This window comes from Streptomyces sp. DH12, assembly GCF_020873895.1.
Lineage (GTDB): Bacteria > Actinomycetota > Actinomycetes > Streptomycetales > Streptomycetaceae > Streptomyces.
Window position 1 is genome coordinate 1 of the sequence record NZ_JAHWGT010000050.1, and the last position, 22438, is coordinate 22438.

Below are 22438 nucleotides of genomic sequence, written 5' to 3' on the forward strand. Positions count from 1 at the left end.
CGCGGCCGGTCCACCGCCGCGGGCACGCCCGGCGCGGGCCGCGCTAGGGTGCTGCGGCACGCACCGGACGGACCGGAAGGACGCAGGAACGCCCGTGGACACGACAGCCGCAGCCGTCGACACCGCATGGCCGGCCAACGAGCTGGAGGAGGTCCTCTCCGCCTCCCTCGGCCAGGGCGCGGCCGGCGCCCGCATCGTCGAGGTCCTGGGCCGCAGCCCCGTCTGGGTGCCGCTGCCCCGGGGGGGCGCCCCGGACTCCGCCGGGGTCGGCGCCCCCGGCCTGGACCTGCCCACCCTGGAGCTCGACGGCCTGCCCTACGTCCCGGTGTTCAGCTCCGAGAGCCAGCTGCGCGCCTGCGCCGGCGAGCACATGCCGTACGCGGTGGCGCCGGCCGTCGAGTTCGCCCGGGGCCTGCCCCCGCAGCTCGGCATCGCCCTCAACCCCGGCGGCACCATAGGCGCGCCGCTCCCGCCGCCCGCCGTCGCCGAACTGTGCCGCACGGGCCGCACCCCGCTCGACGGACCCGCGAGCGGCGGCCGCGTCCGGCTGTTCGAACCGGACTGGCAGGACGACCCCGTCGACTTCCTCGGCGCCGCCGGCGCCGAGTTCGAGGCGACCGGCCTCGTCGGCACCGCCCGCCGCGCCCTGGCCAGCGTCGAGGGCCGGCCGCCCGCCCTCTTCGTCGGCGTCGAGCTCACCACCCCGCAGGCCGCCGAGGGCACCGTCGCCCTGGACGCCCTCGGCCGGGCCCTCGGACGCGTCCCGGTGCCCTGGCCGGTCAACCTCGTCCTCCTGGACGTCGCCCAGGACCCGGTCGGCGACTGGATGCGGGAAAAGGTCGCCCCCTTCTACCGCCGCGAACACGGTTCCTGACCGGAGCCCCCCGTAAGCTGGACCGGAAGGCTTGCGAACGAGGGGCGGGATCCAGGTGAGCGCGTCAGGCACGGCGGCGGCCGGTGGGGGCTCCCCCGGTCGGGCGGAGTCCAGTGCGTGGGGGCAGGTCGAGCACCTGCTGGGGCAGGTCGCGCCCGGCCGTTACGACGCCTACGAGGCGCTCCTCCACGCCCTCGCCGACGCCCACGTGTGGATGCTGCTGTGGCACGGCGAGGCCGGCGGCCCCGACGCCCAGTACGGGAACATGGAGGTCGACGGCCTCGGCTACGCCCCCTGCGTCACCTCCGCCCAGGAGCTCACCGCCTCCGGCTGGAACCGCGCCCACGAGGTCGTCGCCGTCCGCGACGTCGCCGCCGCCCTCTACCCCGACCGCTGGGGGATCTGGCTCAACCCGCACGCCCACGGCGGCGGCGTCGGCATCCCCTGGGCCGACCTGCGCCGCATCGCCACCGGCCTCGACCGCATGCCCGCCGGGCCGCTGCGGCTCAGCGAGCCCGCCATCGAGCTGCCGCACTTCTACGCCCTCCTCACGCAGAACGCCCACCGCACCCCCGCCGTCCGCTCCCTGCGCCGCGCCTGGGTGCAGCCCTCGCTCGGCACGCCGTACGTCGCCATCGGCCTCGACCTCTACGACACCGCCCCGGCGTCGGTCGAGGCGGTGCGCGAGATGATGCGCCGGTCCGTGGCCGCCGTCCCGGACGGGCTGCCCGTCTCGACGGTCGCCATGTCCGACGCGTACGACCCGGTCGCCATGTGGCTGCGCGCCCACGCCCGCCCCTTCTACGACCGCGAGGCGCACCTCGCCCCGCCCGCCCCCGGCGCGGCCGGATACGGCTACCCCCAGCAGCGCTGAGGCAGCGCTCGGTGGCCGCCCCGAACTCCCCCGTGTGTCGGGGGTGTTAACCCGGCCAGGGGGCTTGTCCGGGATCTGCCCGGTTTGGTGACTGTCCGGGTCTCGACTGGGTATCACCGCTATCCGGACTGTTCTCCGCCGTGCCACCCGTCGGTAGTGTTCGGCCGGTCAAGACCTCATTCACTAGGCCGTACCAGGGGTGGCCCATGCGAATATCCAAGTCCCGTACGGTCCGGGCGGTCACCGCGGCGCTCGCCGTCGGAATGATCGCTACGGGCTGTGCCAGCGAGCGCGGCAAGGACGGCGACAAGGGCGGCGACAAGGACACGTTCGTGTTCGCCGGCGCCGGTGACCCGAGCTCACTGGATCCCGCCCTCGCCAGCGACGGTGAGACCTTCCGGGTCACCCGCCAGGCCTTCGAGGCGCTGCTGGAGCACGAGCCCGGCGGCAGCAAGCTCGTCGGCGGCCTCGCCGAGTCGTGGTCCAGCAACGACGCCGGCACGGTGTGGACCTTCAAACTCCGCGAGAACGTGAAGTTCCACGACGGCGAGGCGTTCGACGCCGCGGCCGTCTGCGCCAACTACGACCACTGGTTCAACTGGAAGGGCACCTACCAGTCGAGCGCGGTCTCGTACTACTGGCAGTCCATCATGGGCGGCTTCGCGCAGAACGAGGACAAGGACGCCCCGAAGGCGAACTACAAGTCCTGCACCGCGAAGGACCCGGCCACCGCGGTCATCGAGGTCCACGCGCCCTCCGCCAACCTGCCCGGCGGCTTCTCCCTCCAGGCGCTGGCGATCCACTCGCCGAAGGCCCTCAAGGCGTACGCCACGCAGGCGGCGACCGGCAAGGACGACGCCATCACGTACCCGAAGTACAGCCAGGAGGCCGGCACGGTCGCCGGCACCGGCCCGTACCGGATCACGAAGTGGAACAAGGGCAACAAGGAGGTCACCCTCCAGCGCTTCGACGACTACTGGGGCGACAAGGCGAAGGTGAAGAACCTCGTCTTCCGCACCATCTCCACCGAGGAGGGCCGCCGCCAGGCGCTCCAGGCCGGTGACATCCAGGGGTACGACCTGGTCTCCCCGGCCGACGTGAAGACGCTGGAGAAGGGCGGCTTCCAGGTCCCCACCCGTGACGTCTTCAACATCTTCTACCTGGGCATGTCGCAGGAGAAGCTGCCGGCGCTGAAGAAGCCGGAGGTCCGCCAGGCCCTCGCGCACGCCATCGACCGGGACAACATCGTCAAGACGCAGCTGCCCGAGGGCGGCAAGACCGCGACGCAGTTCATGCCCGACACGGTCGCCGGCTTCTCCGACAAGGTGAAGACCTACCCGTTCGACACCGCCAAGGCCAAGCAGCTGCTGGCCGCCGCGGGCGAGTCGAAGCTGAAGGTCGAGTTCTGCTACCCGACCGAGGTCACCCGGCCCTACATGCCGGCCCCGCAGGACATCTTCGAGCTGATGAAGGCCGACCTGGAGAAGGCCGGCGTCACCGTCACCCCGAAGCCGCTGAAGTGGGCGCCGGACTACCTGGACGCCACCGAGGCCGGCGCGTGCGCCCTGCACATGCTCGGCTGGACCGGTGACTTCAACGACGGCTACAACTTCATCGGCACCTGGTTCGCCGGGTACGACAAGCAGTGGGGCTTCAAGGAGCCGAAGGTCTTCGACGCGGTCACCGCGGCCTCCAAGGAGACCGACCCGGCCAAGCGCGTCGAGGCGTACAAGAAGGCCAACGAGACCATCATGGAGTACCTGCCGGGCCTCCCGATCTCGTCGTCCCCGCCGGCCATCGCGTTCGCCAAGGACGTCAACCCGCCGAAGGTCTCCCCGCTGACGCAGGAGAACTTCGCCGAGGTCTCCTACAAGTAACCCCATCCGCACGCGGCGTCCGCCCGGCCACAGCACTGCGTGGCCGGGCGGACCCGCATCTGACGCACACGCAAGAAAGGGGCACGCGGGGTGCTGCGACTCGTCGTACGAAGACTGCTACAGCTGATACCCACCCTGCTCGGCCTGTCGGTTCTCCTCTTCCTCTGGCTGAACCGGCTGCCCGGCGGACCCGCCTCGGCGATCCTGGGCGAACGGGCGACACCCACCGAAGTGGCGCGCATCAACCGCGCGCTCGGCCTCGACCAGCCGGTCTGGGTGCAGTACGGCCGCTTCCTCAAGCGCATCGCCGAACTCGACCTCGGCACCTCGACCAAGACCGGCCAGCCCGTCTGGGACGAGTTCGCGCTGCGCTTCCCGGCCACGGTGGAGCTGAGCGTCGCCGCCATGCTGATCGCCGTGGTCGTCGGCATCCCGCTCGGCTACCTCGCCGCCCGGCGCCGCGGCGGCTGGCTCGACGTCGCCTCGGTCTCCGGCTCGCTCATCGGCATCTGCGTGCCGGTCTTCTTCCTCGGGCTGATCCTCAAGGGCATCTTCGCGGTCAACCTGCACATCTTCCCGACCTACGGGCGCCTGACCACCGGTCTCGACGCGACCGAGGTCACCGGCTTCGCCGTCCTCGACGGCCTGCTGACCGGCGAGCTCGACGCGACCGGCGACGCCCTGTGGCACCTCGTCCTGCCCGCCGTGACGCTCGCCTCCATCCCGCTCGCCGTGATCGTCCGCATGACGCGCGCCAGCGTCCTGGAGGTCCTCGGCGAGGACTACGTCCGCACCGCCGAGGCCAAGGGCCTGGAGAAGCGGGTCGTCCGCCTCCGCCACGTCCTGCGCAACGCCCTCCTGCCGGTCGTCACGGCCATCGGCCTGCTCACCGGTTCCCTGCTGTCCGGCGCGGTCCTCACCGAGTCCGTCTTCGACTTCGGCGGGATCGGCTCCTTCATCAAGGTCGCCATCGACGCCCGCGACTACCCGGTGCTGGTCGGCTTCATCATGTTCATCGCCATGGTGTACGTCGTCATCAACCTCCTCGTCGACGTGGCCTACAGCCTCATTGACCCGAGAGTGCGGGTGAACTGACGTGTCCACCAAGACCGACAAGATCGCCCGGCTCGCCGAGCTGACCCAGGCCAACGAGAGCACGAGCGGCGCCAGCCTGTGGCGCGAGGCGTTCCGCCGGCTCAAGACGAGCAAGATGGCGGTGATCGGCGCGGTCATCATCGCGCTGTTCGTCGTCGTCGCCGTGGTCGGCCCCTGGGTCGCCCCGCACGCCCCGACAGCGCAGAGCTGGCGCGGCGAGGTCTTCCCCAACCAGGGCAAGTTCGTCGGCGCCCGCGGCGAGAACTGGTTCGGCCTCGACCACCTCGGCCGGGACATGTTCTCCCGGATGCTCGTCGGCGCCCGCCAGACGCTGCTGGTCGGCGTCGTGTCGATGCTCATCGGCCTCGTGGTCGGCGCGACGGTCGGCATGCTCTCCGGCGCCGCCGCCACCCTCGGCGGCAAGGCCGGCCGGCGGGTCGACACCGTCGTCATGCGGTTCATCGACATCCTGCTGTCCCTGCCGTCGCTGCTCCTCGCCGTCTCCGTCGCGGCCGTCATGGGCCAGTCCCTGACCACCGTGATGATCGCCGTCGGTGTGGTGCAGATCCCGATCTTCGCGCGGCTGCTGCGCGGTTCGATGCTCGCGCAGGGCGGCTCCGACTACGTCCTGGCGGCCAAGGCCCTCGGCGTGCGGCGCCGGCGGATCGTCGTCACGCAGATCCTGCCCAACTCGCTCAGCCCCGTGATCGTCCAGGCGACCCTCAGCCTCGCCACCGCGATCATCGAGGCCGCCGCCCTGTCCTACCTGGGGCTCGGCAACCCGGACCCGGCCGTCCCCGAGTGGGGCGTGATGCTCTCCCAGGCGCAGCGGTTCTTCGACAACGCGCCGATGATGGCCGTCTACCCGGCGGTCGGGATCATCATCACCGCCCTCGGCTTCACCCTGCTCGGCGAGGCCATGCGCGAAGCCCTCGACCCGAAGCTGCGAGGCTGAACTGCCATGCCACTGCTCACTGTCGACGAACTCACCGTCACCTTCGGCGGACGCGGCCGCAAGCCCTCCACCGCCGTCGACGGGGTCTCCTTCACCGTGGACCAGGGCCAGGTCGTGGGCCTGGTCGGCGAGTCCGGCTGCGGCAAGTCCGTGACCTCCCTCGCCCTCATGGGGCTCCTGCCGCGCAAGGGCGTCACCGTCGGCGGCCGCGCCGACTTCGACGGCGAGGACCTGCTCACCATGGGGGCCAAGCGGCTGCGCGACATGCGCGGCAGCAAGCTCGCCATGATCTTCCAGGACCCGCTCTCCTCCCTGAACCCGGTCATCCCGATCGGCGTGCAGGTCACCGAGATCCTCAAGCGCCACCGCGGGCTGAAGGGGGAGGCCGCCCGCAAGGAGGCCGCCCACCTGCTCGACCGGGTCGGCATCCCCGACCCGGCGCGGCGGCTCGACGAGTACCCCCACCAGCTCTCCGGCGGCATGCGCCAGCGCGCCCTCATCGCCATGGCGGTGGCGTGCGCGCCCCGGCTGCTCATCGCCGACGAGCCGACGACCGCCCTGGACGTGACGATCCAGGCGCAGATCCTGGAGCTGCTCAAGGAGCTGGTGGACCAGGAGGGCACCGCCCTGCTGATGATCACGCACGACCTGGGCGTCGTCGCGGGCCTGTGCGACGAGGTCAACGTCCTCTACGCGGGCAAGGCCGTGGAGTCGGCGGGCCGCCGCGAGCTGTTCGCCCACCCCACCCACCCGTACGCGCACGGCCTGCTGGGGTCCATCCCCCGCCTGGACGCACCGCGCGGCGAGCCGCTCCGCCCCATCCGCGGCTCCATCAACGACAAGATCGCCTGGACGGACGGGTGCGCGTTCGCACCGCGCTGCGACCACTACACGCTGGAGTGCCTCACCGGCACGCCGCAGCTCACCGAGGTGCGCGCAGCCGGCCACCAGGTGCGCTGCGTGAACCCCGTCCTGCCCGACGCACCGGCCGAGGAGGTACCGGCATGAGCCTGCTCGCACTGGACGGAGTGAAGGTCCACTTCCCCGTCAGGAAGGGCGTCCTCTTCGACCGCACCGTCGGCCACGTGTACGCCGTGGACGGCGTCTCGCTGACGGTCGAGGCCGGCCGGACGTACGGCCTGGTCGGCGAGTCCGGCTGCGGCAAGACCACCCTGGGCCGGGCGGTCCTGCGGCTGGTCGACATCACGGACGGCGAGGTCCTCTTCGACGGCACCGACCTGGCGAAGCTGCCCGAGGAGGAGATGCGCCGGTTCCGGCGCCGGCTCCAGATGGTCTTCCAGGACCCGCTGGGCAGCCTCAACCCCCGCCAGAACATCGAGTCGATCCTGTCCGAGGGCATGATCGCGCACGGCATCGGGGCGAACCAGGACGAGCGCCGGGAGAAGATCAAGGCGATCCTCGCCCGGGTGGGCCTGCCGACCAACGCGCTCTCCCGCTACCCGCACGAGTTCTCCGGCGGCCAGCGCCAGCGCATCGGCATCGCGCGGGCGCTGGTGCTGGAGCCGGACGTCATCATCTGCGACGAGCCGGTCTCGGCCCTGGACGTGTCGATCCAGGCCCAGGTGATCAACCTGCTGGAGGAGCTCCAGCAGCAGCTGGGCCTGACGTACCTCGTCATCGCCCACGACCTGGCCGTCGTCCGGCACATCTCGGACGTCATCGGCGTGATGTACCTCGGCTCCCTCGTGGAGGAGGCCCCGAGCGACGCCCTGTACGCCTCGCCCAAGCACCCGTACACCCGGGCGCTGATGTCGGCGGTGCCGGTACCGGACCCGGAGGTCGAGGACCGCCGCGAGCGCATCCTGCTCCGCGGCGACCTGCCCTCCCCGGCCAACCCGCCGAGCGGCTGCCGCTTCCACACCCGCTGCCCCTGGGCCCGGCCCCGGTGCGCCGAGGAGCGGCCCGCGCTGACGGACGCGGGCGGCGGCCACAAGGTGGCGTGCCACTTCACGGCGGAGATCGAGTCGGGCGAGCTGGAGCCGACCCGGCCGACCGGCGTGGAGGCCGTCGTGGGCACGGTGCCCGCCCCGGCGCGGTCCCCGGAGGGAGCCCCGGGCGGGGCCGCCGGGGCGGCGGACGCGGGTGGCGCGGCGGACGCGGGTGACGCGGGTGGCGCGGCGGAGAAGACGGAGAAAGCGGAGAAGACGGAGAAGGAGACGCCGTGACGGCGGTGTGACGCCCGCCACCACCCGCCGCCCCGGCCCGCGCACCGCGCCCCGGGGCGGCGGGCGGGGCGGCGGCCCCGCGGGGCGGGCGGGGCGGGCCGGCGGATGAGACGGTGCGCCCCGCCCCGCGCGCCACGCGGTACAACAGTGCGGTGCTCCAGTCTCTGTTCACCCCCTCCGTGCTCCACGCGCTCGACCTCGCCGGGATCTTCGTCTTCGCGATCTCCGGCGCGCTCCTAGCCGTCCGGAAGAACTTCGACGTCTTCGGCATGGCCGTGCTCGCGGAGGTCACCGCGCTGGGCGGCGGGCTGCTGCGGGACCTGATCATCGGCGCGGTCCCGCCGGCGGCCTTCACCGACCTGGGGTACCTGCTGATGCCGCTGGTCGCCACGGTGCTGGTGTTCTTCCTGCACCCGGTCGTCGAGCGCACGCAGGCGGCGGTCAACGTCTTCGACGCGGCCGGGCTGGGGCTGTTCTGCGTGGCCGGGACGACCAAGGCGTACGAGTACGGGCTCGGCCTGCCCCAGTCCGCGGTCCTCGGGCTGGCGACCGCCGTCGGGGGCGGCGTGCTGCGCGACGTGCTGGCCGACGAGGCGCCGTCGCTGCTGCGCTGGGACCGCGACCTCTACGCGGTGCCGGCCATCGTCGGCTCGACCATGGTGGCGCTCTTCCTCCACTTCCACCTGCTCGGCCCGTTGACCAGCGCCCTCGCCGCACTCGCCGCCTTCGTCCTGCGCCTGCTCGCGCTGCGCTACCGGTGGCGGGCGCCGCGCGCGTGGAACCGGCGCTCCACCGCCTCGGAGGAGGAGCCCGAGAAAGCTACCGCTTAGTAGTTTGCTGTTGTACGGTGCTGCGCATGGACAGCAGCAGCCGCTTCGACCGCGACACCGCGGTGGCCCTCCGCTCCCCGGGCGTCTACGACACGGACCTCTCCGCCGACTGGACGATCTTCGGCGTCGTCAACGGCGGATACCTGCTCGCCCTGCTGGGCCGCGCCCTCGGCGACGCGCTCCCGCACCCGCACCCCTTCTCGGTCTCGGCCCACTACCTGGCGCCCTCGCTGCCCGGCCCCGCCGTCATCCGCACCGAGACGGTCCGCACCGGCCGCACCCTCTCGACCGGCCAGGCGTCGCTCTACCAGCGGGCCGAGGACGGCACCGAGCGTGAGCACATCCGCGTCCTCGCCACGTACGGCGACCTCGACGCCCTCAGCGACGACGTGCGCACCAGCGCCAAGCCGCCGGCCATCCCGCCGTACGAGCACTGCCTCGGCCCGTCCGACGCCCCCGAGCCGCTGCCCGGGTCGGCCGAGATCGCCCGGCTGCTCGACATCAAGCTCGACCCGGCCACCCTCGGCTGGGCCCTCGGCGCCCCCTCCGGCAAGGGCGAGGTGCGCGGCTGGTTCGGCCTCGCCGACGGCCGCGACCCCGACCCGCTCTCGCTGCTGCTGACCGTCGACGCGCTGCCGCCGACCGCCTTCGACCTCGGCCTGAGCGGCTGGACGCCGACCGTGGAACTCACCACCCACGTCCGCTGCCGCCCCGCCCCCGGGCCGCTGCGCGTCTCCATCACCACGCGCAACCTCGCCGGCGGCTTCCTGGAGGAGGACGCCGAGGTCTGGGACAGCGCCGACCGGCTCGTCGCCCAGTCCCGCCAACTCGCCCGCGCCCCGCGCTGACGCCCGCGCCCGGCGCCCCCGCCCCCGCCCCGGGCCCGGGCTGCCGAGCCCCGGGCCGGGTCGCCGCCCGGCGCACCGGCCGCCTCGCGCGTGACGCCGGGGGCCGGACCCGCGCGGCGCGGTCAGTCCAGCCAGTGGCGGCTGCCCAGCGTCACCAGGCGCAGCCGCCGCCGGGCCTCGTCCGCCACCCGTTCGCGGGCCTCGGGGTCCGGCCCGGCCGCCAGCAGCGCCGACGCGGTCGTCACCATGAGGTCGACGTACAGCCGCGCCAGCATCAGCAGATCCGCGCGCTCCCAGCCCCGCGCCTCCGGCAGGGCGGCCAGCGCGTCGGCCACCTCGACCGCGAAGCGGTCCAGCTCGCCGCCGATCGCCTCGCGCACCGGCCGCACGCCGCCGTGCCGCTCCCGCGCCAGGAACAGGACGTGCGCGGGGGAGTCCGCCACCAGGCGGTCGATCAGCTCCACCGTCCCGGCGATCCGCTCCTCGCTGTCCCCGGTGGCGGCGAGCGTCGTGCGGATGGTGCCGTGGAGGCTGCCCAGGGCCTCGTCCACCAGTGCCACGCCGAGGTCGGCGACCCCGTCGAAGTGCCGGTAGAAGGCGGTCGGCGCGATCCCCGCCGCCCGCGCCACCTCCCGCAGGCCCAGGCTCCCGAGGCTCTGGTCCTCCAACAGGGCGAGCGCCGCGTCCATGAGGGCCCGGCGGGTCCGCTGCTTGCGCGCCTGCCGGACGCCGGCGGGCGGGGCGCCGGTGCTGTGACTCATGCCATGCAGTAAACAGCCGTTCCTCCCGCGCCTCCAGGGGTACACGGCCACTAGACTGGAAAGTCAGTGCACAGTTGTCCGCTCAACGAGAGGCAACCCGATGCTCTTCCTCGTCGCAGCCCTGCTCCTGCTCGGCACGCTCATGGGCACCGCGGCCTTCGTGCCCCCGCCCGTCACCGCCGTGGCGGCCGCCGCCATCGCCGCGTGGCTGCTCGCCTTCGCGGCGCGCGAGCGCGGCGCCCGACGGCGCCGGAACTGAAGGGGGCCGCCGTGGAACGCGCCATGACGCCCACCCGGACCGGGCCCCGGCCCACGAAGCGGCGCCCGTCCCTCGTCCCGCGCCGCGACGCCGACGGCATGGCCGTCGCCGCCTTCGTGCTGGGCCTCGTCGGCCTCCTCGTGTTCAACGTCATCCTCGGGCCCCTCGCCATCGGCCTGGCCCTCATCGCCCTGCGCCGCGGCACCGCCCGGCGCGGCCGCGCCATCCTCGGCCTCGCCCTCGGCACCGCCGATCTGGTGGTCCTCGCGGTCCTCACCTCCCTCAACGACAGCGTCTCGTGGAGCTTCGGCTGACCCTCCGCTGACGCGCGCCGCGTCGGGGCCGGATCGCCGGCCGGGGCGCGACCTCGGCGATCGGCCGGATACGCCGCCGGTCGTCGGCCGCGCGCGGCGGGCTCGTAGAATCGGGTCACCATGGCCTACCTCGACCACGCCGCGACCACTCCGATGCTCCCGGAGGCGGTCGAGGCGATGACCGCCCAGCTGACCGCCACGGGCAACGCCTCGTCCCTGCATGCCGCCGGGCGCCGCGCCCGCCGCACCGTCGAGGAGGCCCGCGAGACGCTCGCCGAGGCGCTCGGGGCCCGGCCCAGCGAGGTCGTCCTCACCTCCGGCGGCACCGAGGCCGACAACCTCGCCGTGAAGGGCCTGTACTGGGCCCGCCGGGCGGCCGACCCGCGCCGCGTCCGCGTCCTCACCAGCCCCGTGGAGCACCACGCCGTGCTGGACGCCGTCCACTGGCTCGGCGAGCACGAGGGCGCCACCGTCGAGTACCTGCCCGTCGACGCCCACGGCCGCGTCCACCCCGACGCCCTGCGCGAGGCCCTCGCCCGCGACCCGCACGACGTCGCGCTGGCCACGGTCATGTGGGCGAACAACGAGATCGGCACGGTCCTGCCCGTACGGGAACTCGCCGCCGTCGCCCGGGAGTTCGACGTCCCCCTGCACTCCGACGCGGTCCAGGCCGTCGGCCAGCTGCCCGTCGCCTTCGCCGATTCCGGGCTGGCCGCCATGACCGTCTCCGGCCACAAGATCGGCGGCCCGTACGGCATCGGCGCGCTCCTCCTCGGCCGTGAGTACAGCCCCGTGCCCGTCCTGCACGGCGGCGGCCAGGAGCGACACGTCCGCTCCGGCACGCTCGACGTGCCCGCCGTCGCCGCCTTCGCCGTCGCCGCCCGGCTCGCCACCGAGCGCCGCGAGCGGTTCGCCCGCGAGGTGGGGGCGCTGCGCGACGCGCTGGTCGACGCCGTCCGCGCGGCCGTCCCGGACGCCGTCCTCGGCGGCGACCCCGTCGACCGGCTCCCCGCCAACGCCCACTTCAGCTTCCCCGGCTGCGAGGGCGACTCCCTCCTGCTGCTCCTCGACGCCCAGGGCATCGAGTGCTCCACCGGATCCGCCTGCACCGCCGGCGTCGCCCAGCCCAGCCACGTCGTCCTGGCCACCGGCACCGACGCCGAGCTGGCCCGCGGCACGCTCCGCTTCACCCTCGGCCACACCTCGACCCGCGCCGACGTCGACGCCCTCGCCGGGGCCATCGGCCCGGCCGTCGCCCGCGCCCGCACCGCCGGGCTCAGCTAGCCGCCCGCCTCGCGACCGGGCCCCGCGCCTCGCGTCCGGGCCCCGCGTCCGCGCCCCGCTCCGCGTCCGGTACCCCGGCTGCGGCTGCGGCCCGCGTCAGTCGCCGGGCGAGGGGGAGGGCGAGGGCGGGGCGGTGGGCGCCGTCGCGGCGCGCCGCACCAGCCGCAGGTACCGGTCCCAGTCCCAGTGCGGCCCGGGGTCGGTGTGGTCCGTGCCCTCGACCTCCACGTGGCCGATGATGTGCTCCCGGTCGACGGGTATGCCGTACCGGGCGCATATCCCGGCCGTCAGCCGGGCCGACGAGGCGTACATCGCCTCCGTGAAGTCCTGCGGCCGGTCGACGAACCCCTCGTGCTCGATGCCGATGCTCCGCTCGTTCATGTCGCGGTTGCCCGCGTGGAACGCCACGTCCAGCTCGCGGATCATCTGCGCGACCCGCCCGTCCTTGCCCACCACGTAGTGCGCCGCCGCGCCGTGCCCCGGGTTCTTGAAGACCCGCAGCGCCGTCGCGAAGCTGCCCTGCACGACGTGGACCACCACCCGGTCGATGCCGAAGTCGTCCGGGCGGTCCGCCCGCCGCCAGTTCGCCCGCGCCGCCGCCGTCCACCGCGCGCCGGCGTGGTCGAGCTCGCCCTCCACCCGCTTGCGCTCCGTGCCGGGCAGCCGCCACCACACGCGCCGCAGCTCGTCCCACCCCAGCGCCGCCGCCCCCGCCACGGCGGCCCCGCCACCGATCAGCAGGGCGCGCCGCCCCACCCGTCCGCTCTCTCCACTGCCCATGTGACCGTGAACGCTTACTCACGCGACGACGGTTCCCGGCGCCCCGTACCCTGGTGGGGCTATGACTGACACCTCCCAGCGCCCCCTCCGCGTCCTCGCCGCCATGTCCGGCGGCGTGGACTCCGCCGTCGCCGCCGCCCGCGCCGCCGAGGCGGGGCACGACGTGACGGGGGTGCACCTGGCGCTCTCCGCGAACCCGCAGTCCTTCCGCACCGGCGCCCGGGGCTGCTGCACCGTCGAGGACTCGCGCGACGCCCGCCGCGCCGCCGACGTGATCGGCATCCCCTTCTACGTCTGGGACCTGGCGGAACGCTTCCGCGAGGACGTGGTCGAGGACTTCGTCGCCGAGTACGAGGCGGGCCGCACCCCCAACCCGTGCCTCCGCTGCAACGAGAAGATCAAGTTCGCGGCCCTCCTGGACAAGGCCCTGGCGCTCGGCTTCGACGCGGTCTGCACCGGCCACTACGCCAAGGTCGTCACCCTCGCCGACGGCACCCGCGAACTGCACCGGGCCTCCGACATGGCGAAGGACCAGTCGTACGTCCTCGGCGTCCTCGACGAGCGCCAGCTCGCCCACGCCCTGTTCCCGCTGGGCGACACCGTCACCACCAAGGACGAGATCCGCGCCGAGGCGGAGCGGCGGGGCCTCGCCGTGGCGAAGAAGCCCGACAGCCACGACATCTGCTTCATCGCCGACGGCGACACCCAGGGCTTCCTGGCGTCCCGGCTGGGCAAGGCGGAGGGCGACATCGTCGACGAGTCCGGCGCCAGGGTCGGCAGCCACGACGGCGCGTACGGCTTCACCATCGGCCAGCGCAAGGGCCTGCGCATCGGGCGCCCCGCCCCGGACGGCAAGCCCCGCTACGTCCTGGACATCTCGCCCGTGGACAACACCGTCACCGTCGGACCCGCCGAGGCGCTCGACGTCACGGCCCTCACGGCGATCCGGCCCCGCTGGTGCGGCCGTGCGCCCGAGGGCCCCGGCACGTACACGGCGCAGCTGCGCGCCCACGGCGGCGAGACGGAGGTGACGGCAGCGGTGGCGGGCGACGAGCTGCGCGTCGCGTTCACCGAGCCGGTCCGCGGGGTCGCCCCGGGCCAGGCGATCGTCCTCTACGACGGCACCCGCGTGGTCGGCTCGGCCACCATCGCCACGACGACCCGCCGCGCGACCGCCCCCACCCCGGCCTGACGCCTGCCCGGCCTGACGCGTGCCCGGCGTGACGCCTACCCCGGCGTGACGCCCACCCCGGCCTGGCGCCTGCCTGGCTTGGTGCCCGCCCCGGCGGGGCGGCGGCGCCGCGCGCCCGCGTGCACCCGCGGCACCGCCCGGCGCCGACCACCGCCTCACCGCGCGAAGAAGCCCGCCAGCACCGGCGCCAGCACCTGCGGCGCCGCCGTGTGCGTCTGACCGGTGAGCGTCGTGTGCCGCCCCTGGGGAAGCGCCCCGGCGACCGCGCGGGCCGCGTCGCGCAGCCAGCGCGGGCTCGCCCCGCCGTCCAGGACCAGCACGCGCGCGTGGATGCCCGCCAGGAGCCCGGCCGGCACCCCGTCGTGGACGTCGCCGTCCGCCCCGTAGGGCGGCTCGTACACCGACAGCCGCCCCATCGGGACCCCCGCGGCGGCCGCCTCCAGCGCGAGCGCCCCGCCCGACGACGTGCCGTGCACCCCCGCGCCCGCGCCCGCGGCGGCGACCACCGCGGCCAGGTCCTCCACCTCGCGCTCCGGGGCGTACCCCCCGGCGCCGCCCCCGCTGCCCCCGCGCCCCCGCCGGTCGTACGTGTACGTCGTGAACCGCCCCGCCAGCAGCCCCGCGAGCCGAAGCTCCCACCCGCCCGGCGACAGCGCCCCGCCGACCAGGACCAGCGGCGGCCCCCCGCCGCACCGGCGGTACGCGATCGGGGTGCCGTCCGCCGACGCCACCCGGCCCTCGACGGTCGCGGCGGGCCCGGGCGGTGTCGTCCTCACATCGTCCATGCCAGGGCAGACCGGCGGACGGCGCGCAACTCATCGGTCGGGCCGGAACTCCGGAGCGACCCGGCCGTGTCAGCCCTCGTCCGGCCCGTGGAAGCAGAAGTACCCGCCGATCGCGGCCACTTCCGGCTTCGGGTCGAGGTAGGCCCACACCGCGTCCGGGCGGCCGGGCAGGGACCAGTACGACGCGGTGCCCTTGAACGGGCAGTGGGTCGTCGTCCCGGAGGGGACCAGCAGCTCGGTCCGCACGTCCTCGGGCGGCAGGTAGAGCCGGACGGGGCAGCCCGTCTCCCGCAGGGCGAGGGCGCGACCGCTGTCGGCGACGACCCGGCCGTCCCGCTCGACGCGTACGGGCCCCTCGGCCGGACCGATGGTGATGCGGTGTCCTGGAGGCGTCATGTCCGGTGAACGGAGCCCGCGCCGGACGGGTTCCCGGGCCGGGGCCGTACGGTGCTCCCATGGACATCTGCGTCTTCCTCTCCGCCGCCGACCTGGACGAGCGCTACACGACCGCCGCCCGCGAGTTCGCCGAACTCCTCGGCAAGGGGGGCCACACCCTCGTGTGGGGCGGCTCGGACGCCGGGCTGATGAAGGTCGTCGCCGACGGCGTGCAGGCCGCGGGCGGGCGGCTGGTCGGCGTGTCGGTGGAGTTCCTCCAGCACAAGGCGCGCCCCGGCTGCGACGAGATGGTCGTCGCCCGCGACCTCGCCGAGCGCAAGGCGCAGCTCCTCGCGCGCGCCGACGCGATCGTCGTCATGGTGGGCGGTACGGGGACGCTGGACGAGGCCACCGAGATCCTGGAGCTGAAGAAGCACGGCCTGCACACCAAGCCCGTCGTCCTGCTCAACACCGCCGGCTTCTACGACGGGCTGAAGCAGCAGTTCCGGCGCATGGACGAGGAGGGGTTCCTGCCGCTGCCCCTCACCGAGCTGGTGTTCTTCGCGGAGGACGCCGTCTCCGCCCTCGCCTACCTGGAGGAGTCCGCCGGCATCCGCTAGCCCCCGGCCCCCCGGCCCCCCGCCCCCCCGGCCGTGCGCCCGTCGGCCCCCGGCCGCCGACGGCCTCCGGCCGGCCGGGTGCGAGCATGGCCCCATGACCACACACCTGATCACCGGCGCGGGCTCCGGCATCGGCGCGGCGGTCGCCCGCCGCCTCCACGCGCGCGGGGACGAGCTCGTCCTGCTGGCCCGGGACGCCGGGCGTGCGAAGGAGCTGGCGGAGCTCCACCCCGGCGCCCGTACCCTCGTCGGGGACCTCGCCGACCCCGACCGGCTCTCCTGGGCCTTCTCCCACCAGGAGCTGCCCGACCGGCTCGACACGCTGCTCCACGTCGCCGGCGTCGTCGACCTCGGCCCCGTCGGCGAGCTGAGCACCAAGACGTGGCGCGCGCAGCTCGACGTGAACCTCGTCGCCCCCGCCGAGCTGACCCGGCTGCTCCTGCCGCAGCTGCGCGTCTCCCAGGGCCACGTCGTGTTCGTCAACTCCGGCGCCGGCCTCCACGCGAACGCCGACTGGTCCGCGTACGCCGCCTCCAAGCACGGCCTGCGCGCCCTCGCCGAGGCGCTGCGCGCCGAGGAGCGCCCCCACGGCGTGCGCGTCACCTCGGTCTACCCGGGCCGCACGGCCAGCCCCATGCAGGCCAAGGTCCACCGGCAGGAGGGCAAGGAGTACGACGCCTCCCGCCTGATGGACCCCGAGTCGGTCGCGACGACGATCCTCACCGCCGTCGACCTGCCCCGCGACGCGGAGATCCAGGACCTGACCGTCCGCCCGGGCCGCTAGGGGCTGCCTGGCCGATCAGCCCGGCGTGATCGGCGGGACGCCCCCTGGGCCCGCCCGGGCCGCCAGGGCCCGCCCGGGGCGCCCGGCCGGCCCGGGCCCGGACCGTGTCCCGGGGAGCGGCGCGTACCCTTCCCGGGTGAGCCAGAACAACGACAGCGACGACATCAACTGGGGCCCGGCCACCGGGGTCGGCTCGATGCCGGGCGGCGACGCGCGCGAGGCCGCCAAAGCCGTGACCGGGTCCTTCGAGGACTTCGTCCACCTGCCGGAACTGCCCGGCCGCGGCCCCGGAGCCGACATGATCGGCCGGACCGCGGGGCTGCTCGTCGAGGTCTACGCGCGCGTGGAGCCCAGCGGGTGGCGGATCGGCGACCGGCCAGGCCGCGACACCCGCCGCGCCCGCGCGTGGCTGCGGGAGGACCTCGACGCGCTGGAGGAGTTCACCCAGGGGTACGAGGGCGTGCTCAAGGTGCAGGCCGTCGGCCCCTGGACGCTCGCCGCCGCGCTGGAACTGCGCGGCGGCGAGGCCGCGCTCCGCGACCCCGGCGCCTGCCGCGACCTCACCGCGTCACTCGCCGAGGGTCTGCGCGGCCACCTCGCGGACGTGCGCCGCCGCGTCCCGGGCGCCCGGGTCGTGCTGCAGCTCGACGAGCCGTCCCTCACCGCCGTGCTGCGCGGGCAGGTCAGGACGGCCAGCGGCTACCGCACCCACCGCGCCGTCGACCGGCAGGTCGCGGAGAGCGCCCTGCGCGAGGTGATGGGCGTCCACGACGGGCCTTCCGTCATCCACTCGTGCGCCCCCGACGTCCCGTTCGCCCTGCTGCGCCGGGCGGGTGCCGCGGGCATCTCGTTCGATTTCGGTCTGCTCACCGAGCGTGACGAGGAGGCGATCGGCGAGGCGGTCGAGGGAGGGACGAGGCTCTTCGCTGGCGTGGTGCCCTCCACCGACGGCCCGTTGTCGGACCCTGCCGGTAGCGTCATGGGTGTCAGGACGCTGTGGCGCAGGCTGGGGCTGCAACCGGGGACCCTCGCGGACTCCTTGGTGATCACTCCCACGTGTGGGCTCGCGGGCGCTTCGCCCGCCTACGCCCGCAGTGCGCTCGCGCACTGCGTCAAGGCGGCGAAGTCCCTCGCGGACAACCCTGAGTAACGGGAGGATCGACGTGGCTGTCGAACAGCACGAGCAGCGCGACGTGGTGCCGGCGGACGTCCGGGAGGAGCACGCCCGGCTGGCCGAGGAGGTCGAGGAGCACCGCTTCCGGTACTACGTGAAGGACCAGCCGGTCGTCAGCGACGCCGACTTCGACCGGTTGCTGCGCTCCGTGGAGCGGCTGGAGGAGCGGTACCCGGAGCTGCGCACGCCCGACTCGCCGACGCAGAAGGTCGCCGGGGCGTACGAGACGGAGTTCACGGCCGTCCGGCACCGCGAGCGGATGCTCTCCCTGGACAACGCCTTCGACGACGAGGAGCTGGCCGCCTGGGCCGAGCGCGTCGCGCGGGACGTCGGCGCCGCCGAGCACCACTTCCTGTGCGAGCTGAAGGTCGACGGCCTCGCCGTGAACCTCACGTACGAGAAGGGCCGGCTGACGCGCGCCGCGACCCGCGGCGACGGCCGGACCGGCGAGGACATCACGCCGAACGTCCGCACCATCGCCGACATCCCCGAGCGGCTCCGGGGGGAGCGCGTCCCCGACCTCGTGGAGATCCGCGGCGAGGTCTACTTCCCGATGGAGAAGTTCGAGGAGCTGAACGCCCGTCTGGTCGCCGCCGGCGACAAGCCCTTCGCCAACCCGCGCAACGCCGCCGCGGGCTCCCTGCGCCAGAAGGACCCGCGCGTCACCGCCACGCGCCCGCTGCACATGGTGGTGCACGGCATCGGCGCCCACGAGGGCCTGGAGCTCGACCGGCTCTCCGAGGCGTACGGGCTGCTCAGGCAGTGGGGCCTGCCGACGGCCCGGCACAACCGCGTCGTGGACACCCTCGACGGTGTGCGCGAGTTCATCGCCCACTTCGGCGAGCACCGCCACTCCGTGGAGCACGAGATCGACGGCGTCGTGGTCAAGCTGGACGAGATCCGCCTCCAGGGGCGGCTCGGCTCCACCTCGCGCGCGCCCCGCTGGGCCATCGCGTACAAGTACGCCCCGGAGGAGGTCAACACCAAGCTGGTGAACATCCGCGTCGGCGTCGGCCGCACGGGCCGCGTCACGCCGTACGCGCAGGTCGAGCCGGTCACGGTGGCCGGCTCGGAGGTCGAGTTCGCCACCCTGCACAACCAGGACGTGGTGAAGGCCAAGGGCGTCCTCATCGGCGACACCGTGGTGCTGCGCAAGGCCGGTGACGTCATCCCGGAGATCCTCGGCCCCGTCGTCGACCTGCGGGACGGCAGCGAGCGCGCGTTCGTCATGCCGAGTGAGTGCCCCGAGTGCGGCACGCCGCTGAAGCCGATGAAGGAGGGCGACGTCGACCTGCGCTGCCCGAACGGCCGGACGTGCCCCGCGCAGCTGCGCGAGAGGCTGTTCTACCTCGCCGGGCGCCGCTGCTTCGACATCGAGAACTTCGGCTACGTGGCGGCCGCCGCGCTCACCCGGCCGCTGGAGCCCGCGGACCCCCCGCTCGTCGACGAGGGCGACCTGTTCGACCTGACCATCGAGCAGCTGCTGCCCATCAAGGCGTACGTCCTGGACCAGGACAGCGGCCTGCCCAAGCGGGACCCGAAGACGGGCGAGGAGAAGGTCGCCACCGTCTTCGCCAACCAGCAGGGCGAGCCGCGGAAGAACGCCCTGGCGATGCTCCGCAACATCGAGGAGGCCAAGCGGCGTCCGCTCGCCCGGGTCATCACCGCCCTGTCCATCCGCCACGTCGGACCGGTCGCGGCGGAGGCGCTCGCCCGCGAGTTCCGCTCCCTCGACCGCATCGAGGCGGCCACCGAGGAGGAGCTGGCCGCCGTCGAGGGCGTCGGCCCGACCATCGCCGCGTCCCTCAAGCAGTGGTTCGCCGAGGAGTGGCACCGCGAGATCCTGCGCAAGTGGCGGGCCGCCGGCGTCCGGACGGAGGAGGAGAGCACCGGGGAGGATGAGGGCCCGAGGCCCCTGGAGGGGCTCACCGTCGTCGTCACGGGCACCCTGCAGAACCACACCAGAGATGGCGCGAAAGAGGCGCTCCAGGGCGTCGGTGCCAAGGTGACCGGTTCCGTTTCCAAGAAGACCTCCTTCGTGGTCGTCGGTGACAGCCCGGGGTCGAAGTACGACAAGGCGATGCAGCTGAAGGTTCCGGTTCTGGACGAGGACGGCTTCGCGGTGCTGCTGGCACAGGGGGCCGACGCGGCCCGGGAGGTGGCCCTCCCCGCCGAGGAGTAGACCGGAACCGGCCGCGAACGGCGGGAACAGGCCGGAAATCGTCACCCGTTCAGCGCATACCAGACGGTTACGGGTGGCCGGGTCGCATTCGGGCAAGAGCTGTAGAGCGCCGCCCGCGAAAGCGCTCCGCGGCCTACTGTTGTGACGTGCGCCTGTCGTGCACGGCCGCGGTGGGAACGTCCGTGCGCGGTGGTCGTGGTGGTGTGACGACGGGCCACCACGAGGCAGAGGCAACGGCACCGCCGGCTGTGAGAGGGACGGAATGAAACCGACCGAGAGTGCCGACCCGGTCGCCCGACCGCGTACGCGCGCCTGCCCGGCCGCCGCGGCCTTCGAGGGCCTCGCCGCCAGGCTCCCCGCGATCGTGGTGGCCCTCGCGGGCGTCGCGCTCGCCGGCGGCTTCCACCGGGCCGTCAGCCACGGCCACGCCCTCTTCCCCGGCGGCGCCACCGGCTGGTCCCTGGCCGTCCTCACCGGCATCGTCGTCGGCCACCTGGTCGCCCTCGGCCGCGACCGCTGGTGGGGCGGCACCGGCTCCGGCGCCGCCCTCACCCTCGCCGTCCTCATCCTGTACGGCTGGGTGCCGGCCGGGCTGGTCAGCCTCGCCGTCGTCGTGCTCGTCAGCGCCGCCCGGCGGCACCGCTGGCGGCAGGGCCTGCTGCACGGCGCCGCCGACGTCCTCGGCATCGGCGCCGCCGCGCTCGTCCTCGCCGCCTTCGGCGACGTGCCGTCCGTCGAACGGCCCTGGGAGCCCCTCGAATGGGGGATCGCCGCCGTACCGGAGGTCGCGCTCGCCGCCGCCACCTACCTGGTGGTGACCCGGCTCCTGCTGTGGTACACGCTCGCCCCCCAGGTCGGCAGCCTGCCCACGGCCGCCCGCACCGCGCTGCTCCGCCAGGGCCTCGTCGCCGTCGCCCTGCTCGGCATCGCCCCGCTCATCTGCGTCGTCGCCGTCTCCCTGCCCGTGCTGCTGCCGCTCTTCGCCGTGCCCTTAATCGCCCTCGACTCCACGCTCTGGATCGCCCGGGCCCGCGCCGAGGAGCAGCTGCGCGACCCGCTCACCGGCCTCCCCAACCGCCAGTGGCTCCTGGAACGCACCTGGTCCGCCCTGGAGGCCGCCGAGGCCGACGGCGCCCGCGCCGCGCTGGTCCTGATCGACCTCGACCGCTTCCGCTCGGTCAACGACACCCTCGGCCACCTCGCCGGCGACCGGCTCCTCCTCCAGATCGCCGAGCGGCTGCGCCTCGCCCTGCCCCGCGGGGCGGAGGCCGCGCGGCTCGGCGGCGACGAGTTCGCCGTGCTCCTGCCCACCGCCGACTCCACCACCAGCGCCCAGCGCGTCGCCCGGCACCTCGCCGCCGCCCTCTCCTCCCCGCTCGACCTCGACGGACTCACCCTCGTCCTGGAGGCCAGCGCCGGGGTCGCCGTCTTCCCCGACCACGCCCTGGACGCCGAAGGGCTCCTCCAGCGCGCCGACGTCGCCATGTACCAGGCCAAGCGCGACCGCACGGGCGTCGAGGTGTACGAGTCCAAGCGCGACTCCAACACCCCCGACCGCCTCGGCCTCCTCGGGGACCTGCGCCGCGCCCTCGACGCCGGCGACGTCGAGCTGCACTACCAGCCCAAGGTCCGCTTCGACGGCCAGGTCGCCGGACTGGAGGCGCTGGTCCGCTGGGTGCACCCCGAGCGCGGCCGCGTCCCCCCGGACGAGTTCATCGCCATCGCCGAGTCCTCCGGCCTGATGCCGCACCTCACCGAGTACGTCCTGGAGACCGCCCTGGCGCAGGTCGCCCGGTGGCGCGCCCAGGGCATGGAGGTCCCCGTCGCGGTGAACGTCTCCCCGCGCGACGTCCACAGCCCCGGCTTCGCCGGCGCGGTCGCCGCCCGGCTGGCGCGGCACGGCGTCCCCGCCGGGGCGCTCCAGCTGGAGATCACCGAGCACGTCCTGCTGGAGGACCCGCAGCGCGCCGCCGACACCCTCGCCGCCCTCACCGCCCACGGCGTGAAGATGTCCCTGGACGACTTCGGCACGGGCTACTCATCCCTGGTCCACCTGCGCCGCCTCCCGGTGAGCGAGCTGAAGATCGACCGGTCGTTCGTGGCCCGCCTCGCCATCGACACCGAGGACGCCGAGATCGTGCGCTGCACGGTCGACCTCGCCCACTCCCTCGGTCTGCTCGTCGTCGCCGAGGGCGTCGAGGACGACGAGACCTGGGAGCGGCTGCGCGACCTCGGCTGCGACGCCGTGCAGGGCTGGCTGGTCGCCGCCGCGATGCCGCCGCAGGAGACCACCGCCTGGCTGCGCGCCCGGGGCGAGCACGGCTGGCACCGCCCCAGGGCCGCCCTGCCGCCCTCGTCGGATCGCCCCTCCAGCCACCCGGTGACGTAG

At 74.2% G+C, this 22438-nt stretch carries 22 protein-coding genes; 18 read left to right on the forward strand and 4 right to left on the reverse strand.

Annotation, left to right across the window (positions count from 1 at the left end):
• The first annotated feature begins 94 nt into the window (after window positions 1-94).
• From LPA54_RS30360 to LPA54_RS30400, 9 genes are all read left to right on the forward strand, one after another.
• The gene (locus LPA54_RS30360; RefSeq protein ID WP_228983831.1) at window positions 95-874 is read left to right on the forward strand and encodes an enhanced serine sensitivity protein SseB; all 780 of its coding nucleotides are present in this window, start codon (window positions 95-97) and stop codon (window positions 872-874) included.
• Window positions 875-1010: 136 nt separating this feature from the next.
• Window positions 1011-1748: an enhanced serine sensitivity protein SseB C-terminal domain-containing protein gene (locus tag LPA54_RS30365; protein WP_228983862.1), complete on the forward strand. Its 738-nt coding sequence runs from the start codon at window positions 1011-1013 to the stop codon at window positions 1746-1748.
• Window positions 1749-1954: 206 nt separating this feature from the next.
• On the forward strand, window positions 1955-3625 hold the full coding sequence (locus LPA54_RS30370; protein WP_228983833.1) for an ABC transporter substrate-binding protein: 1671 nt from the start codon (window positions 1955-1957) through the stop codon (window positions 3623-3625).
• A 90-nt stretch (window positions 3626-3715) separates the two neighbouring features.
• Complete coding sequence (locus LPA54_RS30375) at window positions 3716-4720, forward strand: ABC transporter permease (RefSeq protein ID WP_228983834.1); 1005 nt, start codon at window positions 3716-3718, stop codon at window positions 4718-4720.
• Window position 4721: 1 nt separating this feature from the next.
• Entirely contained in the window at window positions 4722-5675 is a 954-nt protein-coding gene (locus LPA54_RS30380; RefSeq protein ID WP_228983837.1) for an ABC transporter permease, read from the forward strand.
• Window positions 5676-5681: 6 nt separating this feature from the next.
• The gene (locus LPA54_RS30385; protein ID WP_228983838.1) at window positions 5682-6683 is read left to right on the forward strand and encodes an ABC transporter ATP-binding protein; all 1002 of its coding nucleotides are present in this window, start codon (window positions 5682-5684) and stop codon (window positions 6681-6683) included.
• A complete protein-coding gene (locus tag LPA54_RS30390) occupies window positions 6680-7861 on the forward strand; it encodes an ABC transporter ATP-binding protein (RefSeq protein ID WP_228983839.1) in 1182 nt (393 codons plus the stop codon). Before LPA54_RS30385 ends, LPA54_RS30390 begins: the two co-directional genes overlap by 4 nt.
• Before the next feature lie 152 nt (window positions 7862-8013).
• A complete protein-coding gene (locus tag LPA54_RS30395; protein ID WP_228983840.1) occupies window positions 8014-8691 on the forward strand; it encodes a trimeric intracellular cation channel family protein in 678 nt (225 codons plus the stop codon).
• Window positions 8692-8717: 26 nt separating this feature from the next.
• Window positions 8718-9539, forward strand: a complete 822-nt coding sequence (locus LPA54_RS30400) for a thioesterase family protein (protein WP_228983841.1) — start codon at window positions 8718-8720, stop codon at window positions 9537-9539.
• Window positions 9540-9661: 122 nt separating this feature from the next.
• Here the strand turns inward: LPA54_RS30400 and LPA54_RS30405 are convergent, their stop codons facing one another.
• Window positions 9662-10300, reverse strand: a complete 639-nt coding sequence (locus LPA54_RS30405; protein ID WP_228983844.1) for a TetR family transcriptional regulator — start codon at window positions 10298-10300, stop codon at window positions 9662-9664.
• Between the two features lie 100 nt (window positions 10301-10400).
• Here LPA54_RS30405 and LPA54_RS30410 point away from each other — a divergent pair, with 100 nt between their 5' ends.
• From LPA54_RS30410 to LPA54_RS30420, 3 genes are all read left to right on the forward strand, one after another.
• A complete protein-coding gene (locus tag LPA54_RS30410) occupies window positions 10401-10559 on the forward strand; it encodes a hypothetical protein (protein WP_228983845.1) in 159 nt (52 codons plus the stop codon).
• Window positions 10560-10582: 23 nt separating this feature from the next.
• On the forward strand, window positions 10583-10873 hold the full coding sequence (locus LPA54_RS30415; protein ID WP_228983846.1) for a DUF4190 domain-containing protein: 291 nt from the start codon (window positions 10583-10585) through the stop codon (window positions 10871-10873).
• Window positions 10874-10993: 120 nt separating this feature from the next.
• Complete coding sequence (locus tag LPA54_RS30420; protein ID WP_228983847.1) at window positions 10994-12157, forward strand: cysteine desulfurase family protein; 1164 nt, start codon at window positions 10994-10996, stop codon at window positions 12155-12157.
• A gap of 96 nt (window positions 12158-12253) precedes the next feature.
• Here LPA54_RS30420 and LPA54_RS30425 read toward each other — a convergent pair whose 3' ends face one another.
• Window positions 12254-12937 carry an N-acetylmuramoyl-L-alanine amidase gene (locus LPA54_RS30425; RefSeq protein ID WP_228983848.1) on the reverse strand — a complete coding sequence of 228 codons (684 nt, stop codon included), beginning with the start codon at window positions 12935-12937 and terminating at the stop codon, window positions 12254-12256.
• A gap of 61 nt (window positions 12938-12998) precedes the next feature.
• On the opposite strand from LPA54_RS30425, the gene mnmA reads away from it, so the two are divergent.
• The gene (gene mnmA / locus LPA54_RS30430) at window positions 12999-14129 is read left to right on the forward strand and encodes a tRNA 2-thiouridine(34) synthase MnmA (RefSeq protein WP_228983849.1); all 1131 of its coding nucleotides are present in this window, start codon (window positions 12999-13001) and stop codon (window positions 14127-14129) included.
• A gap of 155 nt (window positions 14130-14284) precedes the next feature.
• On the opposite strand, the gene LPA54_RS30435 is transcribed toward mnmA, so the two are convergent.
• Both LPA54_RS30435 and LPA54_RS30440 read right to left on the reverse strand, forming a co-directional pair.
• The gene (locus tag LPA54_RS30435; protein WP_228983850.1) at window positions 14285-14914 is read right to left on the reverse strand and encodes an alpha/beta fold hydrolase; all 630 of its coding nucleotides are present in this window, start codon (window positions 14912-14914) and stop codon (window positions 14285-14287) included.
• 69 nt (window positions 14915-14983) lie between these two features.
• On the reverse strand, window positions 14984-15310 hold the full coding sequence (locus tag LPA54_RS30440; RefSeq protein WP_228983851.1) for a DUF427 domain-containing protein: 327 nt from the start codon (window positions 15308-15310) through the stop codon (window positions 14984-14986).
• A 59-nt stretch (window positions 15311-15369) separates the two neighbouring features.
• Between LPA54_RS30440 and LPA54_RS30445 the strand changes: the two genes are divergently transcribed.
• The 5 genes from LPA54_RS30445 (at window position 15370) to LPA54_RS30465 (ending at window position 22438) form a co-directional block, all read left to right on the forward strand.
• Window positions 15370-15909, forward strand: coding sequence for a TIGR00730 family Rossman fold protein (locus LPA54_RS30445; RefSeq protein ID WP_228983852.1), 540 nt, complete (start codon window positions 15370-15372; stop codon window positions 15907-15909).
• Between the two features lie 94 nt (window positions 15910-16003).
• Window positions 16004-16693, forward strand: a complete 690-nt coding sequence (locus LPA54_RS30450; RefSeq protein WP_228983853.1) for an SDR family oxidoreductase — start codon at window positions 16004-16006, stop codon at window positions 16691-16693.
• 136 nt (window positions 16694-16829) lie between these two features.
• Window positions 16830-17843 (forward strand): methionine synthase, encoded by a 1014-nt coding sequence (locus LPA54_RS30455; RefSeq protein WP_308112904.1) that lies wholly within the window; start codon window positions 16830-16832, stop codon window positions 17841-17843.
• A gap of 13 nt (window positions 17844-17856) precedes the next feature.
• Window positions 17857-20049, forward strand: coding sequence for an NAD-dependent DNA ligase LigA (gene ligA / locus LPA54_RS30460; RefSeq protein WP_228983854.1), 2193 nt, complete (start codon window positions 17857-17859; stop codon window positions 20047-20049).
• A gap of 262 nt (window positions 20050-20311) precedes the next feature.
• A complete protein-coding gene (locus tag LPA54_RS30465) occupies window positions 20312-22438 on the forward strand; it encodes a bifunctional diguanylate cyclase/phosphodiesterase (protein WP_228983855.1) in 2127 nt (708 codons plus the stop codon).

Bases quoted from the DNA above. Each gene is read 5' to 3' on its own strand.
- LPA54_RS30435 (WP_228983850.1), bottom strand. From the start codon at position 14,914: ATGGACGATGTGAGGACGACACCGCCCGGGCCCGCCGCGACCGTCGAG.
- LPA54_RS30445 (WP_228983852.1), top strand. From the start codon at position 15,370: ATGGACATCTGCGTCTTCCTCTCCGCCGCCGACCTGGACGAGCGCTAC.
- mnmA (WP_228983849.1), top strand. From the start codon at position 12,999: ATGACTGACACCTCCCAGCGCCCCCTCCGCGTCCTCGCCGCCATGTCC.
- LPA54_RS30385 (WP_228983838.1), top strand. From the start codon at position 5,682: ATGCCACTGCTCACTGTCGACGAACTCACCGTCACCTTCGGCGGACGC.
- LPA54_RS30405 (WP_228983844.1), bottom strand. From the start codon at position 10,300: ATGAGTCACAGCACCGGCGCCCCGCCCGCCGGCGTCCGGCAGGCGCGC.
- LPA54_RS30400 (WP_228983841.1), top strand. From the start codon at position 8,718: ATGGACAGCAGCAGCCGCTTCGACCGCGACACCGCGGTGGCCCTCCGC.
- LPA54_RS30415 (WP_228983846.1), top strand. From the start codon at position 10,583: ATGACGCCCACCCGGACCGGGCCCCGGCCCACGAAGCGGCGCCCGTCC.
- LPA54_RS30425 (WP_228983848.1), bottom strand. From the start codon at position 12,937: ATGGGCAGTGGAGAGAGCGGACGGGTGGGGCGGCGCGCCCTGCTGATC.
- LPA54_RS30440 (WP_228983851.1), bottom strand. From the start codon at position 15,310: ATGACGCCTCCAGGACACCGCATCACCATCGGTCCGGCCGAGGGGCCC.
- LPA54_RS30420 (WP_228983847.1), top strand. From the start codon at position 10,994: ATGGCCTACCTCGACCACGCCGCGACCACTCCGATGCTCCCGGAGGCG.
- LPA54_RS30465 (WP_228983855.1), top strand. From the start codon at position 20,312: ATGAAACCGACCGAGAGTGCCGACCCGGTCGCCCGACCGCGTACGCGC.
- LPA54_RS30370 (WP_228983833.1), top strand. From the start codon at position 1,955: ATGCGAATATCCAAGTCCCGTACGGTCCGGGCGGTCACCGCGGCGCTC.
- LPA54_RS30390 (WP_228983839.1), top strand. From the start codon at position 6,680: ATGAGCCTGCTCGCACTGGACGGAGTGAAGGTCCACTTCCCCGTCAGG.
- LPA54_RS30410 (WP_228983845.1), top strand. From the start codon at position 10,401: ATGCTCTTCCTCGTCGCAGCCCTGCTCCTGCTCGGCACGCTCATGGGC.
- LPA54_RS30450 (WP_228983853.1), top strand. From the start codon at position 16,004: ATGACCACACACCTGATCACCGGCGCGGGCTCCGGCATCGGCGCGGCG.